Source organism: Xanthomonas sp. NCPPB 3569, from assembly GCF_041475645.2.
Classification (GTDB): domain Bacteria; phylum Pseudomonadota; class Gammaproteobacteria; order Xanthomonadales; family Xanthomonadaceae; genus Xanthomonas; species Xanthomonas phaseoli.
The window spans coordinates 4,735,120-4,756,496 of record NZ_CM192969.1 but is presented as its reverse complement, the minus strand read 5'-3'; the positions used below and the strand labels follow the sequence as shown (position 1 = coordinate 4,756,496).

Genomic DNA, 21,377 nt, shown 5'->3' with positions numbered 1-21,377 from the left:
GCACTTACTCCTGCAGGCGAACGACGACGGCGGTGACGTTGTCGCGTGCCGCCCTCCCCATCGCCAATTCGAACAGACGCGCCAGCAGCGCGCGTGGATCGCCGAAGCGATGGCATTCGGCATCCAGCTCCGGGTCTGGAATTTCCTTGTTGATGCCGTCGCTGCACAGCAGAAACTGCGTGCCCGGCAGGCTCGGCGTCAACACCCAATCGACGAACAGCGGCTCTTGCGCACCCACCGCGCGCGTGAGCACGCCGGCCGCTGCGGCGCTGGCGTGTGCGCTGCCGAACTGGGTGAGGTCATCGCGCACGCCGTGCACGTGGTCGCGGGTGAGCTGGCGCAGCGGGCCGCCCTGCTGGGCGTAGATGCGGCTGTCGCCGACCCAGCCGCACAGCATGAAATCCGGGTCGTGCACCAACACCACCACGGTGGTGGCGATCATGTCCACGCGGCGCTCGCGCGCCACCTGCAGCAGCTCGCGATTGATCTGCGCCAGGGTGTCGTCGATGGCATCCAGGAAATCGCACAGATCCGCCGGGCGCACCAACGCGCTCAGTCGCTGCACCAGCAACTGGCTGGCGTAATCGCCGGCGCTGTGGCCACCCAGGCCATCGGCCACCACCCACAGGCCGGCGTCTTCGCGCAGCAGCAAGGCGTCTTCGTTGAGCCGGCGCACCTTGCCGGTTTCGGTGTGCCCGGCCGATTGGTAGGGCGCGTTCATCGGGTCACCTCGGTGATGTCCTGCTCGGCCAGCAACCACTCCAGATACATCTGGGCGGTGGGCAGCCCGTTGATCGAGTGCGCGGCCGCGCCCAGCCGCCACCACAGCGATTGGCCGGGCACCGGTGCATGCATGCTGGAAGGCGCGCCGGGCACGCCGAGCGCGCACAACGCGGCATCGAATCCGGTGGCATCGGTGCGCGCGCGCAAGCTGCGGCCCAGGCACGCAGCCACTGCGCCGAACCATGCCGCCGACGGCAGGCACATGTGCGGCAACGGCATCGCCACGGTCAGCGGAAAACAGCGCCCCACGCGGTCTTCGCGCGGGCCGAGCAGGCCGGCCCAGGCCTGCGCACCGCACACGCCCGGCCCCAACGCAAATGCGCGCAGGCCACTGCTGCGATACGCGCCTGGCCAGCGCTGCCCGAGTTGCTGGCGCACCGTGTCCAGGCAGTTGGCGAAATGCGTATCCCACGGCCGCACGAAGCTGGCCGGCAGGCGCCGCTGCACGAAGTCGCCCACGCCAGGCAACTTGCCGTGGAAGCCGGGTGGTTCGTTCGCCGGCATGCTCATCCGCCGCACGCGAACTGCTGGACGTCGCTGTCCAGGAACGGGTGGCGCAGGTTGCCGGCGCGTAGCGGCACCTGCACGTCGTGGCCACCAAGCGCGAAGCTGGCGACAAAGCGCAGATCCGACGGGTTTTCCAGGTGTCCTGCCTGCAGCGCGCGAAACAATGCCCAGTCGCCCTGGTAGTCCAGCGTTCCCAGCGCCACGCCATCGGCGCCGAACGCGGCGATGGACACATGCCCCGGCACCGGCCCGGGCCAGGTCATCGGCATGCTTTGCGCCGCGCCGGGCTGGTAGTCGTAACGCTGGCCTTCGATATCCAGCGTCAGCCGGGTCACGCCTTCGCCCAACGTGGGCGCCAGCACGGTAAAGCCGATCTGCGGCGTGGGCCCGCCGCGAAAATATTTCTGCCGGATCCGTTGCGCCAGCTGCAGTTGCACCGGCAGACCGGGCGCGCCGATGACCGCGTCCGGGCCATCCTTCCAGCGCCATTGCGGGGACTGGGTATCCAGCAGCGGTTTGACGGTGCCGGTGTAGAGCGTCTCGAGGCGCCCGCCGCTGCTGAACAACTCGCCGAAATTCTGCAGCGGGATCTCCACCTGCGCCTGCGGATCGAACGGGTAGCGGCCGCGCACGAATTCCGTGCACACCTCGCCCACCGATTGCCTGACCTGCGCATCCAGCGCGGCGCGTGCGCCCTGGGTCATCAAGGTGGCGCTGCTGCCGGCCAGGCTCTGCAGCCAGTCGGTCACCGGCGGCGGCAGTTGCGCCATTTCCTGCCGCGCCAACGCCAGTTGCGCGTTGGCCGCCGCGGCATCGCCGCCGCCCTGGGAGATCACCAGCAATTGCTTGCCGAGCTGATCGAGCACGCTGAGCAGATGGTCCAGCGGCGTGCTGCCAGGGGCACCGGCGGCCAAGGCGTTGAGCGCCAGAAAATGCTCGCTGATCGCCGCACCCGCTGCCGGCGCCGCAGCTGCGGCACCCTCGGCCGGCGTGGCCAGCGCCGCGCTCATCGCCGCCCCGCCGGGGAGTTTGGCCGCGGCGGCATTGGCCTTGGCGCCTGCCGAGTTGGCGGCAGCGGCCAGCGCGCGCTGCGCAGGGTCTGCCGGCGGTACGCGGTCCATTGCCTGGGTGTGCTCGCCGACCACGCCCAGCAGCAGCCGCAGCGGCGAACTGGGCCCGGCCAGCTTGGCGGCCGTGGCGCTGGCACCGGCCAGATCGGCCGAGGGACGCAGTTGCAGGTCGGCCAGCAACCCATCCCAGTAACGGATGTAATCGGCCGTGTAGCGCTGCCCCACTTCGCGCACAAGCGTGGCCTTGGCGGAGGCGTCCAGCGCCGCACCGCCGAATACCCAATCGTCGCGGCCGAAGCGTTCCACCGCCTGGCCGATGCCATCGCGTTGCAAGGCGGCGAACACCGGCTGGGTGTACAGCGCCGGCACCGGGGTGGACAACGCCGCGCCACTGCGGCGCACGAAGGTGTCGGCCAGCAAGCCCAGTGCTTTATCCAGCCGCAACGGGGTGCCGTCCGGCGGGGTCAGCAACAGGTTGCCGTAGATCAGTGTCGACAGATCGGCCGCGCGCAGGCTGGAGCGCGCCTGGGCGATGCGCTGGTTGTCCAGCGACAGCGCCCGCACGCGCGCGGGCGACTCCAGCACCGCCTGCAGATGCGCACGCAGCGCCTGCTGCAAGGCCGGCTCGCGCGGGAACAGTTTTGCCGCTTCGATGGCGGCCAGCGCGCTAAGTTGCGCCGGGTCCAGATGCTGCGGCTGGCCCAGCATCAGATAGCCCTTGAGCGTGTAGTACAGCGCCTGCGGTGCCTGTGCGTTATCGACCAGACCGGTGCGCAAGCGCACCGCCAAGGCTGGCAACAAGGTGGCGTTGAGCTGACGCAGATAGCCGGCCTGCACTTGCTCGCCTACCGCCTGGCCCTGGAACAACCCCATGCGCAACGACCACGGTGCGCCGGCGCGATACTGCTGCGCCACCTTCACCACCGCCTGCGTGGCATCGGCTTGCTGCAGGGTGCGCGCCACGTACTCGTGCATGCCGGTGGCGGCATTGGGATCGGGCACTGCCGGCCGCGCGTCCAGCGCAACGCGCACCTGGTGCAGGTACGTCCGGTTGCCCAGGTAGCTGAGCCCCAACCCGGCCAGCACTGCGCCAGTCAGCAACGCCACGCCCGCGTAGGCGGCGGCCTGCAGCCACGCCCTGCGGCGCTGCTGGGTGGGCGGGGTATTGGCCAGGCCGGATTCGCGCAGCACCACCTCGCGCAGCAGCCGCTCGACGAAAAAGGTGCGCCGCTGCGCGCCCGGTGCCTGCACGCGCGCTTCTTCCAGGCCGAAGGTGCGTGCCACCGCGCCCAGCATGCGGTCGATCGGCGTACCGTCCTGCGTGCCGGAGGTGAAGTACACCCCGCGCAGCAACGGCGCCGGGCCATACGCATTGCCGGCGAAGGTGCCTTCGACAAATTGCCGCGCACGCTCGCCGAGTGCGGCAACCTGCTGCGGAAACGACAGGATCGCCGCGCGTCGCAGACGGTCGCGCTCCAGATTCAGGCGTTCGAACAGGCGTGCGCTCAGCTGCTGCTGCAGCACGCCGAACTCGTCGGCGAACCTGCGCGCCGCGTGCCCGTCCAGGGTCTGCGCCAACGCAAATGTCATGCCCCACACCTGGTTGCGCTGCGCCGGTGTCAGATCATCGAAGAACTCGCCAAAGCCGCCGATCAGATCGCATTTGGTAAAGATCAGATACACCGGCACGCTGGCCTGCAACTGCTCGGCCAGTTCGTCCAGGCGGCGGCGGATCGCCTGCATGTGCGTGTCGCGCTCGGCATCGTCGAGCAGCAACAGGTCCGCCATGCTCATCGTCACCAACACGCCGTTGAGCGGGCGGCGCGGGCGATAGCGCCGCAGCAGGCGCAGGAAATCGCGCCATGCGCCGGCATCCACCGCCTGGTCCGAATCCTGCGTGGTGTAGCGCCCGGCAGTGTCCAGGAACACCGCTTCATCGGTGAACCACCATTCGCAATCGCGGGTGCCGCCGACGCCGCGCAAGGCCGCATCGCCCATGCGCGCAGCCAGCGGAAACTGCAGGCCCGAATGCTGCAGCAAGGTGCTCTTGCCCGAACCGGGCGGGCCGATCAGCGCATACCACGGCAGCGTGTACAGATCGGCGCCGCCGCGCCGCTTGCGCAGCAACTGGATCGCCTGCTGGAAGCGCGCCTGCAACTGCACCCGCTCCTGCCCGCTGCGCAGCTCGCGGTCGTCGTCGCGGCCCGGCGCCGCCAGCGCGCTGGACAAGGTTGCCGCACGTGCCTGCGTGCGCCAGCGGCGCAGCGCCAGCACGCCCGCCCACACCACCACCAGCAACACGATCGCCAGCAGCCGCGCCGCCACGCTGCTCAGCGGACTCCAGCCGGCCAGCGCCACATATGGCCCGCCCACCCACAGCAGCACCGACAGCAGGCACAGCGCCAGCACACTGACCACCACCGTTGCGCTCAGCTTGGACAACAGCGTCTTCATCGTCATTCCCCAGGCTGGAACAGGATTTCCACACGGCGGTTGCGCGCGCGGTTGGCCGGCAATTGCGCTGGCTGTGCGATCGGTTGCGAATCGCCGGCGCCGATGGCGTCCACCCGCCCCGGCGTACTCAGCTGCGCCTGCAACACCTGCGCAAGCGCCTGCGCACGCGCGGCCGACAAGGCGTAGTTGTCCTGGAAGCGCAGCGAGCGCACCGGTACGTCATCGGTGTGCCCGACCACGATCACCCGCCCCGGCAATTGCTCGATCGCCGCAGCGATCTGCGCGATCAAGCCGCGCTGCTGCGGCTCCACCTCCACCCCGCCGGAGGCGAACATCGCCGCGCTGCTGAGGCGCACGCGCGTCTGCCCGTCGGCCTGTTCGTCCACGCGCAACAACCCGGCCCGTTCCTGCGCGGAGAGCAGCTGCTTGAGCCGCACCGGCGGCGGCGGCACGGGTGCAGCGTCCGGCGGCGTGGCCGGCGCAATGCCCCATTGGGCGGCCTGCGCACTGATCGGTGCGGACAGGCTGTTCAACCGCGCCTGCAACCACACGAACGCCACCACCACCACGCTCAATCCCAGCAACGCCGCCGCCCACACCGGCAGATAACGGCCCAGCCGGCGGCGGTCTTCCACCCCGCGCCAACGCGGCGCCAGGCTGTCCGGCGCCGGGCCGCGCGCCGCAGGGATGCGGCGGTAGACATCGTCCTGGATGGCCGCCAGCGTCACCATGCCGCCGGACTCGATCTGGTAGCGGCCGACAAACCCGAGCGCCAGGCACAGGTACATCAGCTCGATCAAGTCCAGATGCCGTGGCACATCGGCGCACAAGCGCTCCAGGATCTGGAAGAACTTGGCGCCGCCGTACGATTCGCTATGGAAGGTCACCAGCAAGGTCTTCTGCGACCAGCCGCTGCGCTCGCCCCACGGCGCATTGAGCACCGCTTCGTCGAGCAGTGCGCACAACACGTAGCGCGCGGCGGTGACTGCCTCCACCGGCGCACCGCCATCGCGCGCACGTTGTTCGAAGCGGCGCACCTGCTCCATCACCTGCTCGCGCAGGCGGGCCACATCGGGAGCTTGCGCACTGTGGCGCAACTGCACTGCCAACAGCAGCAGCGGCGTGGCGGCCTGCACCAACGGGTTGACGCTGCGGCCCAGCAGTTCGCTGATGTCGGTGTCTTCGCTGGGCACGCCGTTGCCCCCTGCGGCCGGCAGCGGTGCGGTGTAGGCAGGCGCCAGATCGGCAATGGGTCGGCTCATGCTCAGCTCCGGATCGCCCACAGCTGCAGATCCAGCCCGGCGAATTCGCTGCCGAAGTGGAATGCGATACTGCCGGACGTCTTCAGCGTTCGCCACAACGCTGCGCTCTTGTCGAATTCGAAATACAGATAGCCGGCGTGATACGGGATCTGTCGCGGTGCCACCGGCATGGGCGTGGCCACGATGCCGGGCAACTGCAGATTGACCAGGTCGCGGATCTGCTCCACCGGCCCGATCTTGGCGTGCGCAGGCAATTGCCGACGCAACTCTTCGCTGGGCATGTCGGCCTTGGCCGCGAGCACGAACGCCGCGCTGTCGAGCAGGCCCGGGTCCGGTACCATCGCCACCCACACGCCGAACTTGCGCGCCTGGATCGGCAGCGGCGTGGCGGTCTGTTCGAGCACCGCGCTCAGACTGCTGCGCAAGGCGGCGATCACCGGCTCGAAACTCTCCTGCTGCGCTTCGTGCCGATAGGCGGGCCAGGCAGGGGGGCGCTTGCCGGCCGCAGTGAAGGTGCTCAATTCGCCGGCCAGCGCCACCAAGGCACGGAACAGTTCTTCCGGGTGCGCCAATGGCGCGGCGGCCCAGTGCGCCATCTGTGGCTGCCAACGGTTGACCAGCTGCAGCAGCAGGAAATCGGCGATATCGGCGGCGCCGCCGCGATCGGTCAGCGTCACGCGCGATGCCAGTGCTTCGCCGCGCTGGTGCAGCAGGCCGAGCAACTCGGTCAGAAAGGTGGTCAAGCGCGGCGCCGCCTGGCACACCATCGCGCTGGGAATGAACTGCGGGTCCAGCACCACCTGACGGTCGGCGCGCGTCTCGATGATGCGCGCCACCGCGATGCGGTCCAGACCTTCCAACGGCTGCGAGTGCGGCAGCAACCGCGTGCTCAAGCCGCCGACCTCCATCAACACCGCTTCGCTGGTGCTGCCGGAGGCGTCGTTGCTTTCGGTCTCGCGCACGCGGTAGCGAAACAGCTGATCGGCCGGCGATTCCGGGCGCCCGAGTTCGGGTTGCGCCGGCACCCGCAGCGGCACGGTGAGATAGACGATCTGGTCGCGGCAGTTAGGTTCCACCTCCAACGCCACCGGCAGCGGGTCGTCGCCCGGCATTGCGAAGGGCGTGCCGTCGGCGAACACGCCACGCGCACGGCGCAGGCCCAGCTTGCCGACCGCCAGCAGATCGGTCTCCCATTCAAGCTCGCTCACGCCCCAGGCATGCGGCCGCAGCCGCGCGGCACGCAGGTCGACGTAGCGCTCCAGGTAGCGTTCCTGCTGCTGCAGATGCTGCGGGCGCAGAAACAGCCCTTCGCTCCACACGACCTTGTTGTTGTGCATGATCCGCTCGCTGAGAAAAGGTCGGCCACCGATGCAGCGCACAGGCGTCCACACCGCGTCGCGTGCGACCTGCCAGGCACGCCTGCAGGAACGTCTGCGCGCTGCGTTGTCGGGTGCATTGAGCTGTGTTGCACGCTGTACGCCCGGCGGTCATTGACGACGCAAGCCCCGCACCGCCGATGCGTGTCGGTGGCGCAATTCTGCGGCGCACCCAAGCTGCTCACCCGTCAAAACGTCTCAGCCGCCGTGCCCCGTTGGGCAGCCGCCAACGCCCGTGCCGCTGCCGTCAGCCGATCACGGTGCGGTCATTCGGCCAGGCGTTGGGCTGTGGAACGCGGGCGTGCGAGCAGGCCAGCGATATCGATGCTGCGGGCGCGTCGTGGAGCGGACAACACGACCTCGCCAGTCGTCTGCTCGGCCTGGCTGGTACGCAAGCACCCGCCTGGCGATTGCGTGCAGACGGGTGAGCCGATCTGCATCGGCGCGGTGTTGCCAAGCTGCCTACCGAGCGCCACCGGCCTCGGCAGCGATGCCATCGAGCGTTGCGACTTGCGCGGCCGACAGGCTCAGCTCGGCGGATGCGAAGTTCTCGCGCAGGTGCGGCACCGACGATGTGCCAGCGATGACCAGGATGTTGGGCGAGCGCTGCAGCAACCATGCAAGTGCAACCTGCTTGGGCGTGGCGCCTACCTGTCTGGCAACGCCCGACAGCAGCTCCGACTGCACGGGCGAAAAGCCGCCGAGCGGAAAGAACGGAACATAGGCCACCCCCTGTTGCGCGAGCATCTCGATCAAGGCGTCATCGTCGCGCTTGACCAGGTTGTACTGGTTTTGAACGCAGACGATGTTGGCCAGTGTTTGCGCTTGTTCGAACTGGCGCGCCGTGACGTTGCTCAAGCCGATATGGCGTACGAGGCCCTCGCGTTGCAGCTCGGCCAGGCACGCGACCGGCTCGGCGACCGAACGCTCGTCGGTGTCCATTGCCGTGCCCAGTCTCAGGTTGACCACATCCAGTGTTTCCAGGCCAAGGCTCTGCAGGTTGTCATGCACCTGCCGCCTCAGGCTTGCAGGCGACACATCGATATTCCAGGAGGCATCGGGGCCGCGGCTGAAACCGATCTTGGTCACGATGACCAGATCGCTGCGATAGGGATGCAGTGCTTCGCGGATGAGTGCGTTGGACACACCAGGCCCGTAGAACTGCGCGGTGTCGATGTGGTTGGCGCCCAAGGCGATTGCTTCGCGCAGCACAGACAACGCCGAGGCCTTGTCGCGCGGCGCTCCCCAGACATGCGGTCCGGGCAACTGCATGGTTCCGTAGCCGATCCGCTTGATGCCAAGGGTGGTGCCGGGCAGGGTCAATGTGCCGCCCAAGGGCTTGCCGCTATTCATGGGGAATCCTGTTGGTATGGAGGCAGGTGGCGTGCGTCACCGCTGCGCGTGTTGGGCACGACGGGAGTGCGACGGGATCTTTTGCGTGGCTCCAGGAAACAGGAAGCAACGCGGGAGGCGCGTGGGGCAACGACGTGGTCGCTGCCGCAGCGCAATGGAACTGTACGTAGGCACCCCCTGTGCGACAATCGGGTACAAAGCGGACAGGTCGTACGGATTGCCGAACAATGAGCGGTCACCTCTCAGATATGGAGGCCTTCGTACGCGTGGCGCGCGCAGGAGGGTTTCGAGACGCCGCCAAGAGCGCGGGCGTGAGCGCCTCGACCTATAGCGATGCGATCAAGCGCATGGAGGCCTCGCTTGGCGTGCGCCTGTTCAACCGCACCACACGCAGCGTCGTGCTGACCGATGCAGGCAAGGCGTTGTTGGCACGCATCGCGCCCGCCTTGCTGGAACTGGAGAACGCCAGGGAGGTGGTCAGCGCCTTTCGTGATACGCCGACCGGCACGCTGCGGCTGAACGTGCCGGTCAGTGCCGCGCGCCTGGTGCTGCCAAGGATTGTGCCGGCGTTTATGGCGGCGTACCCGGACATCACGCTGGAGATCCTGACCGAAGAAAGTTTTGTCGACGTGATCGCCGCACGCTGCGACGCCGGCATCCGCTATGGCGAACGGCTGCAGCAGGACATGGTGGCCATCCCGATCGGCCCGCGCGTGCAGCGCATCGCCACGGCGGCCGCGCCAGGCTACCTGGACCGGCGCGGACGCCCCACCCACCCGCGGCAACTCGTTGCCCACGACTGCATCCGCGGGCGCTTCCCAAGCGGCGTTGTTGCAGAGTGGGAGTTCGAGCGCGACGGTGAAGTGGTCACCATCGTGCCGCAAGGGCAATTGCTGGTGGAGATCGGCGGCGGAATCGAGCTGGCGATCCAGGCGGCCATCGCCGGAAGCGGCATCCTGCATCTGTTCGAACAATGGCTGCAGCCGCAGTTCGACACAGGTGCGCTTGAACCCATCCTGCGCCCGTGGTGGCAGCCATTCCAGGGCCCGTACCTGTACTACCCCAATCGCACCCTCACACCGCCGGCGCTGCGCGCCTTCATCGAGTTCGTCAAGAACCTGCCTGACTGAGCGCGTCGGCAACGCTGCCGGCATGCAGTGCAGACGGCACGCGATTCAGCGAAGCGTGCTAGATTCCGCGCCCCGCCGGCGGCCGCCGTGCCGATTTCAAGCGCGCCAGTTGCGCTTCGTAGGCACGCGCGAACTCGTCGCCGAACAGGCGACGGAAGCATTCGTCCGGGTCGCTGCGCAGCTGCTCGAAGTTGTCGCGATAGCGTTCCCAGTAACGCCCCTTGCCACCGAAACCCAGGCGCTTGCCGCCGGCATCGGCTTCCTGCTCCAGGCGGTCCGGGCTGAAGTGGAACAGCATGGCGTCGAAAGCGGCGCGCATGTCGGCCAGCATCGCCATCTGATGGCAGCGGATATCGTCGAAGGCATCTTCGAATGCCGGCACCCCGGACAGAAACGACGCGCTTGGCGGTGCGAGCAACTTCTGCAGCGCATCTTCGGCGGTGGCGGCGAACTTGAGCGGATTGTTTTCCGAGCGCTGGATCACCGTGACCGGCAGCCGGAAGGTGTTCTTGATCTCGGCGCGTGCACGCAGCACGTCCATGACGCCATCGACCACGATGGCGAAGATGCGCTCCAGCTCTGCCGGCACGGTTGTTGCCGCCGACGCTGCGGCTGCAACCGGCACCGCCGCCGGCGGCGTGCATGGCGAAGCCACCGGCGCGGCCGTGGGCGATAACGCAGGCGATGGCGCGGACGGCGCAAAATCGCCAAGCGTCATGTCCCAGTTTTCCGGCAAGGTGGCGCGTGCATCGGCACTGGCCGGTGGACGGAAATGGTCGTGGCCGGCGTTGCTCTGATTCCATGCGCTGCGGCTGGCATCGCGCGCCGGCGCAGGCAACGGGTCGAGCAGGCGCAATGGATCCAGCTCGCGGGGCGTGCCGCTCAGCAGCAAATCGTCCAACGACCCGTCCACCGCAGGCCGTGCCGCAGGCGGTGTGCCGAACTCCAGCAGGTCAAAGCCCGCCGTGACGGAGGGGGCACGCAGCGCCGACGGCGGCGGCGCCACCTGGGTGCGGTCGTCCATCGCATCTGGCAGCGGGTCGAACACTGGCGCCGGCGTCGAGGCTGCGGCCAGCGCCTGCACCTGTACCTGGATTTCGAAGCTGTCCAGCTGCAGGCGGTCGCCATCGCTGAGCGCGGACGGGTCCGCACGCGTCAACGCAGTGCCGTTGAGCGACATGCCGTTGGTGCTGCGGTCTTCGATGAAATACATCCCGTTGAGGAAGCGCACCACTGCGTGCGTACGCGAGACGCCGGGCGCGGCCAGGACCCAATCGCTTTCGTCGGAGCGGCCGATGCTGCCGCCGGTGCCGGCAAAGCGCTTCTGCGCGCTGGCGCCGAACTGCGCGGCCTGCGCGCCGCTGACGGTGAGGATCAACTGCGAACTGGACACGCCATGGACTCCTGCAAACGGTGATCGGTAGGTGCGACTGGCATTCGTGCATGTCGGCAGAAAACGCTGCGTGCAGCGTTGCCGGTGGAGTGCATGCAGCAGACGGACATCGCCTGCGCTGGAGCACATTCGCAAGTGCTGATCGCCGTGCGCGCCCGCGCTGTCGGTTCGGCACCGAGGCTTCTTCTGGTGCGGCAGCCTGGCGTGTGCGCCGCATCCAACCATGCTTTGAAACACCAGCTGGGTCTCGCGCAGTTGGCGCCGATGCCGCGCCCACGATGTACCCCGCGCGGATCGCTACTTCGGCGATCAGGCGGCTTCATGGCGCCCCCACACTGGTCAGCAACTCCATCGCATGCGCTGCATAGTCGCTGCGCCGCGCCTCCAGCTGCGCCGGTTCGCGCGCGGCCAGCAAGGTGATGGCGGCGGCCACCGCGCGCGCCGTAAGGTGGTCGGCCGGCGGCACGGGGGTGGCCTGGTGCGGCGGCGCCAGGCTGCCGCCGGACCAGGCCACTGCCGCAGCCAGCCACGCGCCCAGGGAGACATAATCGCCGGCATGCGCGAATGCCTGCGCCGCGCGACGATGCGCCTCGCTGGGCTCGCGCACCCACTTCTCGGCCAGTGCCGCGCCGGCACGGTCTTCCTCGTCCAGGGTTTCGCCGCGCACGCATTGGCACAGCCAGGCCACGGCGTAGCGCTTGGGTAGCAGGCGCGCGAGCAGCTTGATGGCATCTTCGCCATGACCGCTGGCCAGCAGCGCGCTGACCGCCGCCTGCGGCGCCATCGGCGTACGCAGCTGCGCGCAGGCAGGCGCAGACAACTGCATCTGCGCACAGGCCTGCGCCAGCGAGAGCGTGGGCGCGCTCATCCGATCATAATCAGGCCGCCGCCGACCTGCACCAAGGCGTCGGCCTTGATGCTGACCAACGGGCCCTTGAGCGTGGCCGAGGCACCGGCTTCGGCACTGAGCATGCCGCCGGAGGTCAGTTTGAGCGTGGCATCGCCAGCCACCTCGGTGGCCGGCGACTTGGCCTGCAGCTGTGCATTGGCCAGCAGCTTGATAGCGGTGGAGGTGACCTTGGCTTCCGAGCTGGCATCGATCAGGATCTTGATGCCGCTCAACACGATCTCGCCGTTCTGTTTCATCACCAGCCGCGCGTTGCCGGTCACCAATTCGATTTCTTCGCCGGCTTTCAGCAGCAGCTTCTTGCCCACATCCACGCTGTCGTTGTTGTCGATGCGCGCACTGCGGTCGTGCTTGACCGTCAGCACCCGATCGTTGTCGATGGTGCTGGTGTGGTCGTGCTGCACCTCTTCGCGCAGATCGCGCTGCGCACGCAGGTAGAGCTCTTCCGCGCCGGCCTTGTCTTCGAAACGCAGCTCGTTGAAATCGGCGGTGCCGCCCAGCAGGCTGCGGCTGCGCACGCCGCTTTGGGTCTTGTTGTCGGGCAAGGAAAACGGCGGGGCATGGTCGCCGTTGTAGACGCTGCCCACGATCAACGGGCGGTCCGGGTCGCCCTCCAGAAAGCTCACCACCACTTCCTGCCCCACGCGCGGCAGGCTCATTGCGCCCCAGCCCTTGCCGGCCCACATCGAGGCCACGCGCACCCAGCACGATGGCGCGGCATGCGGGCGTGCCGCAGTGGCCCAGTGGAAGGTCACCTGCACGCGGCCATGCGCATCCACCACAATGTCCTCGTCGGCGTCGCCGGTCACCACCGCCGTCTGCAGGCCGGCAATGGTCGGCTTTGCGGTGCGTTGCGGGCTACGGTACGGCAGCCGGCTTTCCATCACCTGCACGCTGCTGGAAAACGGCGGCTCGCCGCCGCCGTGTTCGGGCGCGGCCAGCGTGGTGTGCGCCGACAGCACCAGATATTCCTGGTTGACTTCGGCACGCGGAAACCCGCGCAAGCGAAACAACGCACCGACCATCAGACCGCAGGCATTGGTGGTGGCCGCATGGCTGGCGCGCTGCACGTTGTGCGCCTCGGTGCGCACCTGCACGTAGCGGCTACCGTCGGCCTGCACGGCGTGCGTACCTGGGTAATCGAAGGCGATCAGCCCGTCGACGGCGTGCAACTGTTCGCCGCTGGCGTCGGCCTCGGCGGCCAGCGATGCCCGCGGCTGCAGCGGGTCGTAGTCGGTGCTGCCGTGCTGGCTGGAATGTACGCCGCGCGCACTGCGCCAATGGCTCACCACCGAGCGCATCACGCGCCGGTCGTCGGTTCCCGGCGGCACGTAAGGCAAGCTGTCCACGCCGTTTTTCGCTGCATGCGCACCCAGCGCATCGGCCAGCACTAACGTATGCGCACTGCGGGTATGGGTGAAGTAGTAATAGATGCCTTCGAGTTCCAGCAGCCGGCTGATGAAGCTGAAATCGTCCTCGCGGTATTGCACGCAGTAGGTGCGCTTGGCGTATTGCGCGCTCAGCTGCTGCTGCACATCGCCGTAGCCGATGTCGCCCAGTACGCTGGTGACGATCTCCGGCACGCTCATGTCCTGATAGATGCGGCAATCGCGGCGTTGGGTCAGCAGCCAGGGCCTGGGCACCACCTGCAATTCCAGCACGGCGTAATCGAGCGCATCAACCACGGTGTAGCCGTTGTGCGCGCAACTGGCCACCATGCCGTGATACCAGCGCTGTTCGCCCTCGCCATCGGCCAGTTGCACCGCCACTGGCGTGCCAAGCAGATCACGCAGGCTGGGCTGCAGCTCGCTGCACAACGCATCGATGCGGTAGTCGAACAGCTGCCCCAACGCTTCGCTGGCCTGCATGCGGTGCAGCAGCAGGCGCTCGCCAAGGTCGGAGTGCAGCGTGATGGTGCGCGGCATCGAAGCATCCACAGGTGATGGGGCAACGCACGTTGCGCTGACCGACGGCGCTGCGTTGCGCCCGCGTGCAACGGCAGGCGGCGAAAGGCACGGCAACCGTCACGCGCATGCTCACATGCGTGCGTGCGGCAAAGCCGACATTTCGTCTCAGCCCGGCCCAGGCGTGCGCGCGGTCACGACCCAGCCGTGCACGGGCTGGCCGCGTTCGCTGCGCAGCACGTCCAATTCCAACGCGATCGGCTGTAAACCGGCGCTATGCAACGCGGCGCGCACATGCGCCTGGCTATGCCGATAGCGCCCGCTGGCATCCAGTTCGACCCGGTCGTCCCGCGCGTCCAGCGCTTCGACCGTGAAGCCCAGCACGCCCCCTGGCGTGAGCGCGCCGGCAGCGGCAACGAGCACCGGCTGCAGCGCGCTGAAGTACACCAATGTGTCGGCCGAACCGATCACGTCCCATTGCGCGTGCTGCGCGTGCAGGTATGCGGTGAGTTCGGCCACCTCCAGCCGATCGTAGCCACCGCGTTGGCGTGCCTTGGCGACCATGCCAGGCGACAGGTCCACGCCCACCAGTTGCCGTGCATACGGGCGCCACAGCGGCGCACACAGCCCGGTGCCGCAGCCGGCATCGAGCATGCGCAAGCCTGCATGCGGTGGCGCAAGGCAGGCCGCCAATGCCTCGGTCAGCCGTTGCGGCGCGCGGTACTCCAGGTGATGCAGCAACTGTTCGTCGAAGCTGTCGGCAAAGCCATCGAACAGTTCACGCACATAGGTATCGCCGGCACGCGGCGGCGGCTCGGCGCCGCCACAGGCGGCCAGCATATGCGTCGCCACCGCGTTGCCCGGCGCAAGCGCGAGCCAGTCGCGATACACCGCTTGCGCCTGCGCATGCTCGCCCAACAGGTAGAGCCCGGTGCCCAGCGCCTCGCGGGCGTGCAGGTTGTCCGGCGCCAGTGTGCAGGCCTGCTGCAGGCATTGCACCGATTGCTGCAGATGCTCGGTGTCCTGCGCGTGATTGCGCAGGAACAGGCCGAGCAGGTAATGCGCATGCGCAGACTGCGGATAGGTGTGCAACAACGCCGCATAGGTGACGAAGGCTTCTTCGCCGCGCCGCTGCGCTTCCAGCACCGCTGCCAGATTCGCCAGTGCATCGGCATGCGCAGGCGCCAGCGCCAGTGCGCGGCGATAGCAGTGTTCGGCATCGCGCAGGCGGCCGCATTCGCGGTGCACATTGCCCAGGTTGTTGCAGGCATCCGGTTGCGCGGGCGCCAGCGTCAACGCCTGGGTGATGGAGGCCACCGCTGCGGCGCTATTGCCGCGCTGGTGCAGCAGGATGCCCTGGTAATGCAGCGCGTCGGCATGTTCGGGTTGATCGTCCAGCAGCTGCGTGTACAGCTGCGCGGCATGTTCGAGTTGGCCACTGCGGTGCGCGGCGATCGCCTGCTGCAGGGCGTCGGGGTGTGGCTGGGTCGCAATTTGCATGAGCTTCTCCAAGGACACGGCAACCGGTGGTGCGGACACGAACGTGAGCGCGCAGCCGCACGGCATCACGTCTGCAACGCGCGGCCAGCACCACGACCGTGGTGCTGATGCGCCGGGGCGGCCACCGCCTGGAATCGCTGCGGGCGCTGGCAGGCTGGAGTACCTGCGCAGGGGCGCGATGGCAGCCAACGGGCGGCGGCCTGCCACCGGTCATCCGCCCCCAACGCACCACTCACCCGATCAGCACGGTGAAGCAGCCCAGGGTGATCACCCCGCCATGCGCGGTGCTGTCGCCCAGACGCGCAGCCGGCTGGCCTGCGATCAACACGGTCGGTGCGCCGGCCACGATGCTGTCCGGCGGGCCGACGCAGACCGCCATGTCGCCCAGCCGCGCCGCCGGCAGGCCGCCGATCAATACCGTTGGCGCGCCGGGGCTGACGATCGGCCCGCCCACATGCGGCACCACCCCGGTCACCATGGGGCAGACATGCAAATCGGTCAGGCGCGCGGCAGGTTGCATCGGCACGCTTGGGGAGTGGCCATGCACGGCACTATCCAGCCAGGCCGCAGCGGTCACCCGACAATTCGTCTCAGCGTTGCGCCACCGAGGTGGTGGTCTCTGCCTCACGGGTGTCGGGCGACGGTTTCGCCAACGCCAACGCCAGGGTCTGGCGCGCGGCACGCAGTGGCGCGTCTGCATTGCCGAACATGCCGGCAAGAATCTGCAACGCCTGCTGCGCGTGGTCGCGCGCGGCCACGGTCTGGCCCAGCCTGCGCTCGGCTTCGGACATGCCGCGCAGGATCTCGGCCGTTTGCGGATGCGCGCGCCCCAGCACACGCTCGGAGGCCGCGAGCGCGGCGCGCTGTTCGGCCAGCGACGCCTCCACCTGGCCGTCATCCAGCAGCCAGAACGCATGGTTGCTGCGATAGGCGATGGTGGCCGGTGCATCCTTGCCGAAGGCCGCGCGCGCGCGCTCCAGCACGCTGCGGTAGTACGGCCCGGCTTCGGCCAGCTTGCCCTGCTGCCGTAACGCGCCGGCCAGGTTGCCTTCGACCATCAAGGTGTCGGCGGCGCTCTCGCCATACAACCTGCGTGTGACCTGCAGCAGCGGCACGAGTTCGGCTTCGGCACCGGCAAAGTCGCGCTGCATCAGCAGGAACACCGCCAGGCTGTTGCGCATCGACACCACCAACGGATGCTCGGGCCCGCGCATGGCCATGCGCTCGCGCAGCAGGCTGCGCTGCAAGGCGATCGCCGGTACCAGCTGGCCGTTCTCGGCCAGCATGGCAGCGTAGCTGTTGCCGGCGTCGATCCGCTGGTCCGCGCTGCTGGAGGCATTGGCCAGCGCAGCGACATAGGCATGCCGGCTCTCTGCCAACGCATCGCGCATGCGGCCCTGTTCGCGCAGGGCCCATGCCAACCAGGCACGCAGCTCGTTGCCCATGGCCTGCTGTTGCGCATCGCCGCGTGCTGCCTGCGCAATGCCCTGGCGCAAGACACGCTCGGCGTCGCCGGGCTTGCCGTCGCCAGTGAGCGCCTGACCCAGCATGGAAACCGCCTTCAACGCCGGCAGGCTGCCCGCGCCCTCGGTCTGCTGTGCCAGGGTCTGTGCGATGCGCAGATGCTCCACGGCCTGCGGAAAATTGGCCAGCGCAATGAGCGTGCGGCCCAGCGTCAGTTCCACCTGGGTGCGCGCATCGGGTTGGTCGGCCAGCTCGCGCGCCGCACGCTGCGAGGCCTGCTGCAGCACGCGCAGCATCAGGGTCTTGTCCAGGCCGCGCGCCACACCGGGGTCCACGCTGGACAACACCGAACTCATGAAATCGCCGGTGACCTGCGCGCGTTGCGCATCGCGCGCGGCCTGCTGCAGCGACCACAGCGTGGCACCCAGGCCGGCGACCACGGCAATCGCGGCCAGGCCGGCGGCAACGACGCCGCTGCGGTGACGCTGGGTGAATTTGCGCAGCCGCAGCCAGCGGCTCGCCTGCAGGGCGCGCGGCGGGTAACCGTCCAGCCAGCGATGCAGATCGTCCAGCAGCGCGGACACCGATGCGTAGCGCGCACCCGGTTGCGGTTCCAGCGCGCGCAGCACGATCGCATCCAGCCCGTCGCGCAGCGCCTCGTGCAATTTCTGGTAGGTGGTCGCGCGCGCCGCGCAGATGCGTGCACGCGCATCGGCCGGCACGGCAGCCACCCGCTGCGACGGCGGCTGCGGCACCCCGTCGCGCCCGGCCACCGGCGCCAGCCCGCAACTCAATTCGTAGAACATCGCTCCCAACGCATAGATGTCGCTGCGTGCGTCCACATCCTGCGCGCCGCGTGCCTGCTCCGGGCTCATGTAACCGGGCGTGCCGCGATCGTGCGCACAGGTCGTGCCCGGGTTGGTCGCATCGATGGCGATGCCGAAATCGATCACCCCCGGCATCGGCCGCCCGTCGATCTCGCTGACCAGCACGTTGCTGGGTTTGAGGTCGCGATGGATCACGCCCTTCTGATGCGCGTGCTGGACTGCCTCGCTGACGCGCAGCATCAGCAACACGCGCGCATGCAGCGACAGGCGGTGTTCGTCGCACCACCAGGTGATCGGCTCGCCGCGCAGGTACTCCATCACCAGATACGGCTGGCCATGGGCATCGGTACCCACGTCGTGGATCTGCGCGATCGCCGGGTGCACCATCTGCGCCAGCAGCCGGCACTCGAATTCGAACAGCGCACGGCCCTGCGCATCCAGCGCATCGGCGGCCACCAGCTTGATCGCCACCTCGCGCTCGTACGCGCCATCGGCACGGTGACCCAGATACACCTGGCCCATGCCGCCGGCGCCGATCAGGCGGTCGATCGCCCACGCACCGAAGCGCGTGCCGGCCGGCAGCTCCGGTAACGGCGCACGCAATGCGGCGGCGGCCTGTTTCAACGGCGCCCGCACGCGCAAGGTGGCCTGCGATTCCACCGCCAGCATCGCCAGCAATTGGTCGCGCACGCTGGCGTCGTCGCCGGCCTGCGCGCGCGCAAATGCCTCGCGCTCGGCAGCAGGCAACTGGCAGGCCTGGTGGAACAGGGCTTCCAGGCGTTGCCACGCGGTGGCGGCCAGGCTCACAGCTGCGCCGCCAGCCACACCCTGGCAAAGCGCAGATCGCGCTCCAGCGTCGGCACCGAGACCTCCAGCTGTTCGGCGGCCTCGGCCACGCTGAAACCCACCAGCTCGGTCAACGCGAAGGCACGGGCCTTGCGCTCGTCCACCTGGGCCAGCTTGTCGAAGGCATCGGCCACCAGCATCAATGCCTCCGGCCGTGCGGCGCCGTCGGACAGGCTGATGGTCAGCGTCACCGCCTGCCCCAACCGTTTGGCGCTGGCCTGCTGGCGCGCCAGGTCCACCAACAGGTGGCGCATCTGCAGGGCGGCCACCGAATAGAAATGCGCCCGCGAACGGAAACCCTGCTGGCCCTGTTCCAGCCGCATCCACGCCTCGTGCACCAGCTCGGTCGCCTGCAATCCAGCGCGCCCGTCGCGACGCAGCTCGCGCATGGCGGTGGCGCGCAGCACGTCATAGACGTGGCGCGCCAAAGCGTCGCCCGCGCCGGGTTCGTCGCGCTGCCAGGCCTGCAACAACTCGGTGATCGGCAGCTCGGACATCCAAGCCCATCTCGCCTGCGTGGACACGCAGTATCCCGCATTGGCGCCAGCGCGGAACACGCCGCCGGTAATCATTTGAATCCCCGATCACCGCGCCCCGACCGCGGAGCAGCCCAGGCAGGTAGCAAGGTGTCGCCGGCAGCCGGGGCCATTCCAAGCACGCCCAGCCTGTCCCCGGCAGAACACGGCCCCAGGATGCCGCGGTATCGGGTCGCAGCGGCTGCGCGGGCAAGCACGGGCCTGGTGCCGGTCTTGCGTGCCTGCCGTCACGTCATCGGCAGCGACCGCGTCACCGCGACGTCATACGACGCCGCTAGCCTGCGCCCCTCCAAAGGGTGGGAGGTTCGGGTGTCCGCACATCCAAAGCGCGCCTGGGCACGTCTGTTCACCGAGCATGGCCCGGTGCTGCGCGGCTTCTTCGTGCGCCGCGGAGCAAACGAGGACGCCGAAGACCTGGTCCAGGAAACCTATCTGCGCCTGCTGCGTGCGCATCAGCAGCCTGGCCAGGCCATCGCCAACCCGGAAGCGTACCTCTATACGGTGGCGGTCAATCTGGCGCGCGAGCAGGCGGTGCGGCGCAGGCAGGCGCCGCTGCGTATCGAGGACATGGAACAGTTCGCGCAACGGCTGGTGGCCGGCGACGATGTCGAAGACAGCGCCCAGCGGCAACAGCGCCAGCAACGCCTGCAGGCCGTGCTGGCCGGGTTGCCCGAACGCGTCCGCGCGGTCTTGGTGATGCAGTACCGCGACGGCCTGAGCTACAAGCAGATCGCCCAGCGCCTGGGGGTGTCTTCGCACATGGTCAAGAAATACGTGGTGCGTGGCCTGTCGGCCTGCAGGCTGGCCTTGGCCGACGAGGGAGCGCACTGGTGATGCGCGCATCGCCAGCGGCAGCACGCCGCCTGACCGAGGAAGCGGCACACTGGCATGCGCTGCAACGCATGCAGCCGCTGGATGCCGACCAGCAGGCGCGTTTCATGGACTGGCTGACCGCCTCGCCGGCGCATGTGCGCGAATACCTGGCAGTGACGCAGGTGGCCGGTGCGCTCGGTGAGGCATTGGATGCAATGGCGCTGGATGTCGAGGCGCTGCTGCAGGCCGAGCGCCAACGCGACACCGGGACGGCGCGCAACGTGATCGCACTGCCGTTGCCGCCGCGGCGCGCAGCGGACGCAGCACCCCAGACCCGTCGGCCGCGGTCGCTGGCACGCCGGCCGCGCTGGCAGATCGGCCTGGCCGCGATGCTCGCCCTGATCACCATCGTCGGCAGCTGGGCCTGGCCGCGCACCACCACGTATGCCACCGCGCATGGCGAACAACGCCGCGTGCAGCTGGCCGACCGCAGCGTGGTGTTCCTCAATGCGGATACGCGCATCCAGGCCACGATGACGCCATGGTCGCGCCGCCTGCAGTTGCTGCAGGGCCAGGCAAGCTTCGATGTCGCAGCGGACCGGCGTCGGCTGCAGGTACGGGCACTGGGCCTGCGCGTGGAAGACATCGGCACCGCGTTCGACATTGCGCTGCATGGGCAGCAGGCACGCGTCGACGTGTCTGCCGGTCGCGTGCATGTCTGGCGCGCCGACCACCCGGCGCAGCCGATGCTGGCCAACCTGGGCGCAGGACAAAGCGCGCGCATCGACGAGGCCGGCCAGGTCGAAGTGAGCAATGAAGATATCGCCACCATGCATGCATGGCAGCAGCAGCGCATCGTGTTCCGCGACGAGCCGTTGCGCAACGTGGCCGAAGACTTCAATCGCCTCAATCGCATCCAGCTGCACATCGACGATGCGCGCGCCGGCGCGATGCGCCTGACCGGCAATCTGCGTAGCGACGATCTCGCCGGCCTGCAGGCGTTTCTCGCACGGCAGCCCGGCCTGCGGCTCGAACAACACGCCGATGCGCTGCACATCGTCAGCCGTGCACCACAGGCGACCACCCACCGGTAGCGCGCGCGGCGAGTGCGGCCAACACGCTGACGCTCACGTGCGTGCAGGAATCGGCACTGCAGACAGCAAGGCATTGCCCGGTGTGTGCATGCGATCGGCAAACACGCCGCGGTGTCGCACTGCCATGCCTGTTCGTATCGCGTATCGGCGCTGACGCA

General features: G+C 68.5%; 17 protein-coding genes. 3 read left to right on the top strand and 14 right to left on the bottom strand.

The genetic code is table 11. The features are described from left to right. Nucleotides 1–4: 4 nt before the first annotated feature. The 7 genes from ACCQ03_RS20560 to ACCQ03_RS20530 form a co-directional block, all read right to left on the bottom strand. A complete protein-coding gene (locus ACCQ03_RS20560; RefSeq protein WP_039569523.1) occupies nt 5–721 on the bottom strand; it encodes a PP2C family protein-serine/threonine phosphatase in 717 nt (238 codons plus the stop codon). Continuing rightward, complete coding sequence (gene tagF / locus ACCQ03_RS20555) at nt 718–1,293, bottom strand: type VI secretion system-associated protein TagF (protein ID WP_209227830.1); 576 nt, start codon at nt 1,291–1,293, stop codon at nt 718–720. Before tagF ends, ACCQ03_RS20560 begins: the two co-directional genes overlap by 4 nt. Continuing rightward, on the bottom strand, nt 1,290–4,820 hold the full coding sequence (tssM, locus tag ACCQ03_RS20550; protein WP_209227828.1) for a type VI secretion system membrane subunit TssM: 3,531 nt from the start codon (nt 4,818–4,820) through the stop codon (nt 1,290–1,292). Before tssM ends, tagF begins: the two co-directional genes overlap by 4 nt. Beyond that, nucleotides 4,817–6,097, bottom strand: coding sequence for a type IVB secretion system protein IcmH/DotU (icmH, locus tag ACCQ03_RS20545; protein ID WP_209227826.1), 1,281 nt, complete (start codon nt 6,095–6,097; stop codon nt 4,817–4,819). The genes tssM and icmH overlap by 4 nt, the downstream gene beginning before the upstream one ends. Then, a complete protein-coding gene (tssK, locus tag ACCQ03_RS20540; RefSeq protein WP_209227824.1) occupies nt 6,079–7,413 on the bottom strand; it encodes a type VI secretion system baseplate subunit TssK in 1,335 nt (444 codons plus the stop codon). Before tssK ends, icmH begins: the two co-directional genes overlap by 19 nt. Nucleotides 7,414–7,718: 305 nt before the next feature. Continuing rightward, a complete protein-coding gene (locus ACCQ03_RS20535; protein ID WP_280514374.1) occupies nt 7,719–7,847 on the bottom strand; it encodes a hypothetical protein in 129 nt (42 codons plus the stop codon). A 67-nt stretch (nt 7,848–7,914) separates the two neighbouring features. Then, entirely contained in the window at nt 7,915–8,805 is an 891-nt protein-coding gene (locus tag ACCQ03_RS20530) for an aldo/keto reductase family oxidoreductase (RefSeq protein WP_057678455.1), read from the bottom strand. 248 nt (nt 8,806–9,053) lie between these two features. Here ACCQ03_RS20530 and ACCQ03_RS20525 point away from each other — a divergent pair, with 248 nt between their 5' ends. After that, nucleotides 9,054–9,935: a LysR family transcriptional regulator gene (locus tag ACCQ03_RS20525; protein ID WP_057678456.1), complete on the top strand. Its 882-nt coding sequence runs from the start codon at nt 9,054–9,056 to the stop codon at nt 9,933–9,935. A gap of 58 nt (nt 9,936–9,993) precedes the next feature. On the opposite strand, the gene tagH is transcribed toward ACCQ03_RS20525, so the two are convergent. From tagH to ecfK, 7 genes are all read right to left on the bottom strand, one after another. After that, a complete protein-coding gene (gene tagH, locus ACCQ03_RS20520) occupies nt 9,994–11,328 on the bottom strand; it encodes a type VI secretion system-associated FHA domain protein TagH (RefSeq protein ID WP_209227822.1) in 1,335 nt (444 codons plus the stop codon). 319 nt (nt 11,329–11,647) lie between these two features. Beyond that, nucleotides 11,648–12,196, bottom strand: a complete 549-nt coding sequence (locus ACCQ03_RS20515; RefSeq protein ID WP_057678458.1) for a DUF6931 family protein — start codon at nt 12,194–12,196, stop codon at nt 11,648–11,650. Continuing rightward, nucleotides 12,193–14,160: a type VI secretion system Vgr family protein gene (locus ACCQ03_RS20510; RefSeq protein ID WP_057678459.1), complete on the bottom strand. Its 1,968-nt coding sequence runs from the start codon at nt 14,158–14,160 to the stop codon at nt 12,193–12,195. Before ACCQ03_RS20510 ends, ACCQ03_RS20515 begins: the two co-directional genes overlap by 4 nt. Before the next feature lie 147 nt (nt 14,161–14,307). After that, the gene (locus ACCQ03_RS20505) at nt 14,308–15,639 is read right to left on the bottom strand and encodes a tetratricopeptide repeat protein (protein WP_150147238.1); all 1,332 of its coding nucleotides are present in this window, start codon (nt 15,637–15,639) and stop codon (nt 14,308–14,310) included. A gap of 232 nt (nt 15,640–15,871) precedes the next feature. Further along, nucleotides 15,872–16,186 carry a PAAR domain-containing protein gene (locus tag ACCQ03_RS20500; RefSeq protein WP_017156340.1) on the bottom strand — a complete coding sequence of 105 codons (315 nt, stop codon included), beginning with the start codon at nt 16,184–16,186 and terminating at the stop codon, nt 15,872–15,874. A 43-nt stretch (nt 16,187–16,229) separates the two neighbouring features. After that, nucleotides 16,230–18,755 carry a protein kinase domain-containing protein gene (locus ACCQ03_RS20495; protein WP_209227820.1) on the bottom strand — a complete coding sequence of 842 codons (2,526 nt, stop codon included), beginning with the start codon at nt 18,753–18,755 and terminating at the stop codon, nt 16,230–16,232. Continuing rightward, nucleotides 18,734–19,273 carry an ECF-type sigma factor EcfK gene (gene ecfK, locus ACCQ03_RS20490; RefSeq protein WP_057678467.1) on the bottom strand — a complete coding sequence of 180 codons (540 nt, stop codon included), beginning with the start codon at nt 19,271–19,273 and terminating at the stop codon, nt 18,734–18,736. Before ecfK ends, ACCQ03_RS20495 begins: the two co-directional genes overlap by 22 nt. Before the next feature lie 348 nt (nt 19,274–19,621). Here ecfK and ACCQ03_RS20485 point away from each other — a divergent pair, with 348 nt between their 5' ends. Then, nucleotides 19,622–20,146, top strand: coding sequence for an RNA polymerase sigma factor (locus ACCQ03_RS20485; protein ID WP_057678461.1), 525 nt, complete (start codon nt 19,622–19,624; stop codon nt 20,144–20,146). Then, on the top strand, nt 20,146–21,219 hold the full coding sequence (locus ACCQ03_RS20480; RefSeq protein WP_209227818.1) for a FecR family protein: 1,074 nt from the start codon (nt 20,146–20,148) through the stop codon (nt 21,217–21,219). The genes ACCQ03_RS20485 and ACCQ03_RS20480 overlap by 1 nt, the downstream gene beginning before the upstream one ends. The last annotated feature ends 158 nt before the right edge of the window (nt 21,220–21,377 follow it).

What these genes read in the sequence shown, in the direction of transcription:
- ACCQ03_RS20505 (WP_150147238.1), bottom strand. Translation starts at nt 15,639, where the DNA reads ATGCAAATTGCGACCCAGCCACACCCCGACGCCCTGCAGCAGGCGATC.
- ACCQ03_RS20530 (WP_057678455.1), bottom strand. Translation starts at nt 8,805, where the DNA reads ATGAATAGCGGCAAGCCCTTGGGCGGCACATTGACCCTGCCCGGCACC.
- ACCQ03_RS20525 (WP_057678456.1), top strand. Translation starts at nt 9,054, where the DNA reads ATGGAGGCCTTCGTACGCGTGGCGCGCGCAGGAGGGTTTCGAGACGCC.
- ACCQ03_RS20510 (WP_057678459.1), bottom strand. Translation starts at nt 14,160, where the DNA reads ATGCCGCGCACCATCACGCTGCACTCCGACCTTGGCGAGCGCCTGCTG.
- ecfK (WP_057678467.1), bottom strand. Translation starts at nt 19,273, where the DNA reads ATGTCCGAGCTGCCGATCACCGAGTTGTTGCAGGCCTGGCAGCGCGAC.
- ACCQ03_RS20560 (WP_039569523.1), bottom strand. Translation starts at nt 721, where the DNA reads ATGAACGCGCCCTACCAATCGGCCGGGCACACCGAAACCGGCAAGGTG.
- ACCQ03_RS20515 (WP_057678458.1), bottom strand. Translation starts at nt 12,196, where the DNA reads ATGAGCGCGCCCACGCTCTCGCTGGCGCAGGCCTGTGCGCAGATGCAG.
- tagF (WP_209227830.1), bottom strand. Translation starts at nt 1,293, where the DNA reads ATGAGCATGCCGGCGAACGAACCACCCGGCTTCCACGGCAAGTTGCCT.
- tssM (WP_209227828.1), bottom strand. Translation starts at nt 4,820, where the DNA reads ATGACGATGAAGACGCTGTTGTCCAAGCTGAGCGCAACGGTGGTGGTC.
- tssK (WP_209227824.1), bottom strand. Translation starts at nt 7,413, where the DNA reads ATGCACAACAACAAGGTCGTGTGGAGCGAAGGGCTGTTTCTGCGCCCG.
- ACCQ03_RS20480 (WP_209227818.1), top strand. Translation starts at nt 20,146, where the DNA reads ATGCGCGCATCGCCAGCGGCAGCACGCCGCCTGACCGAGGAAGCGGCA.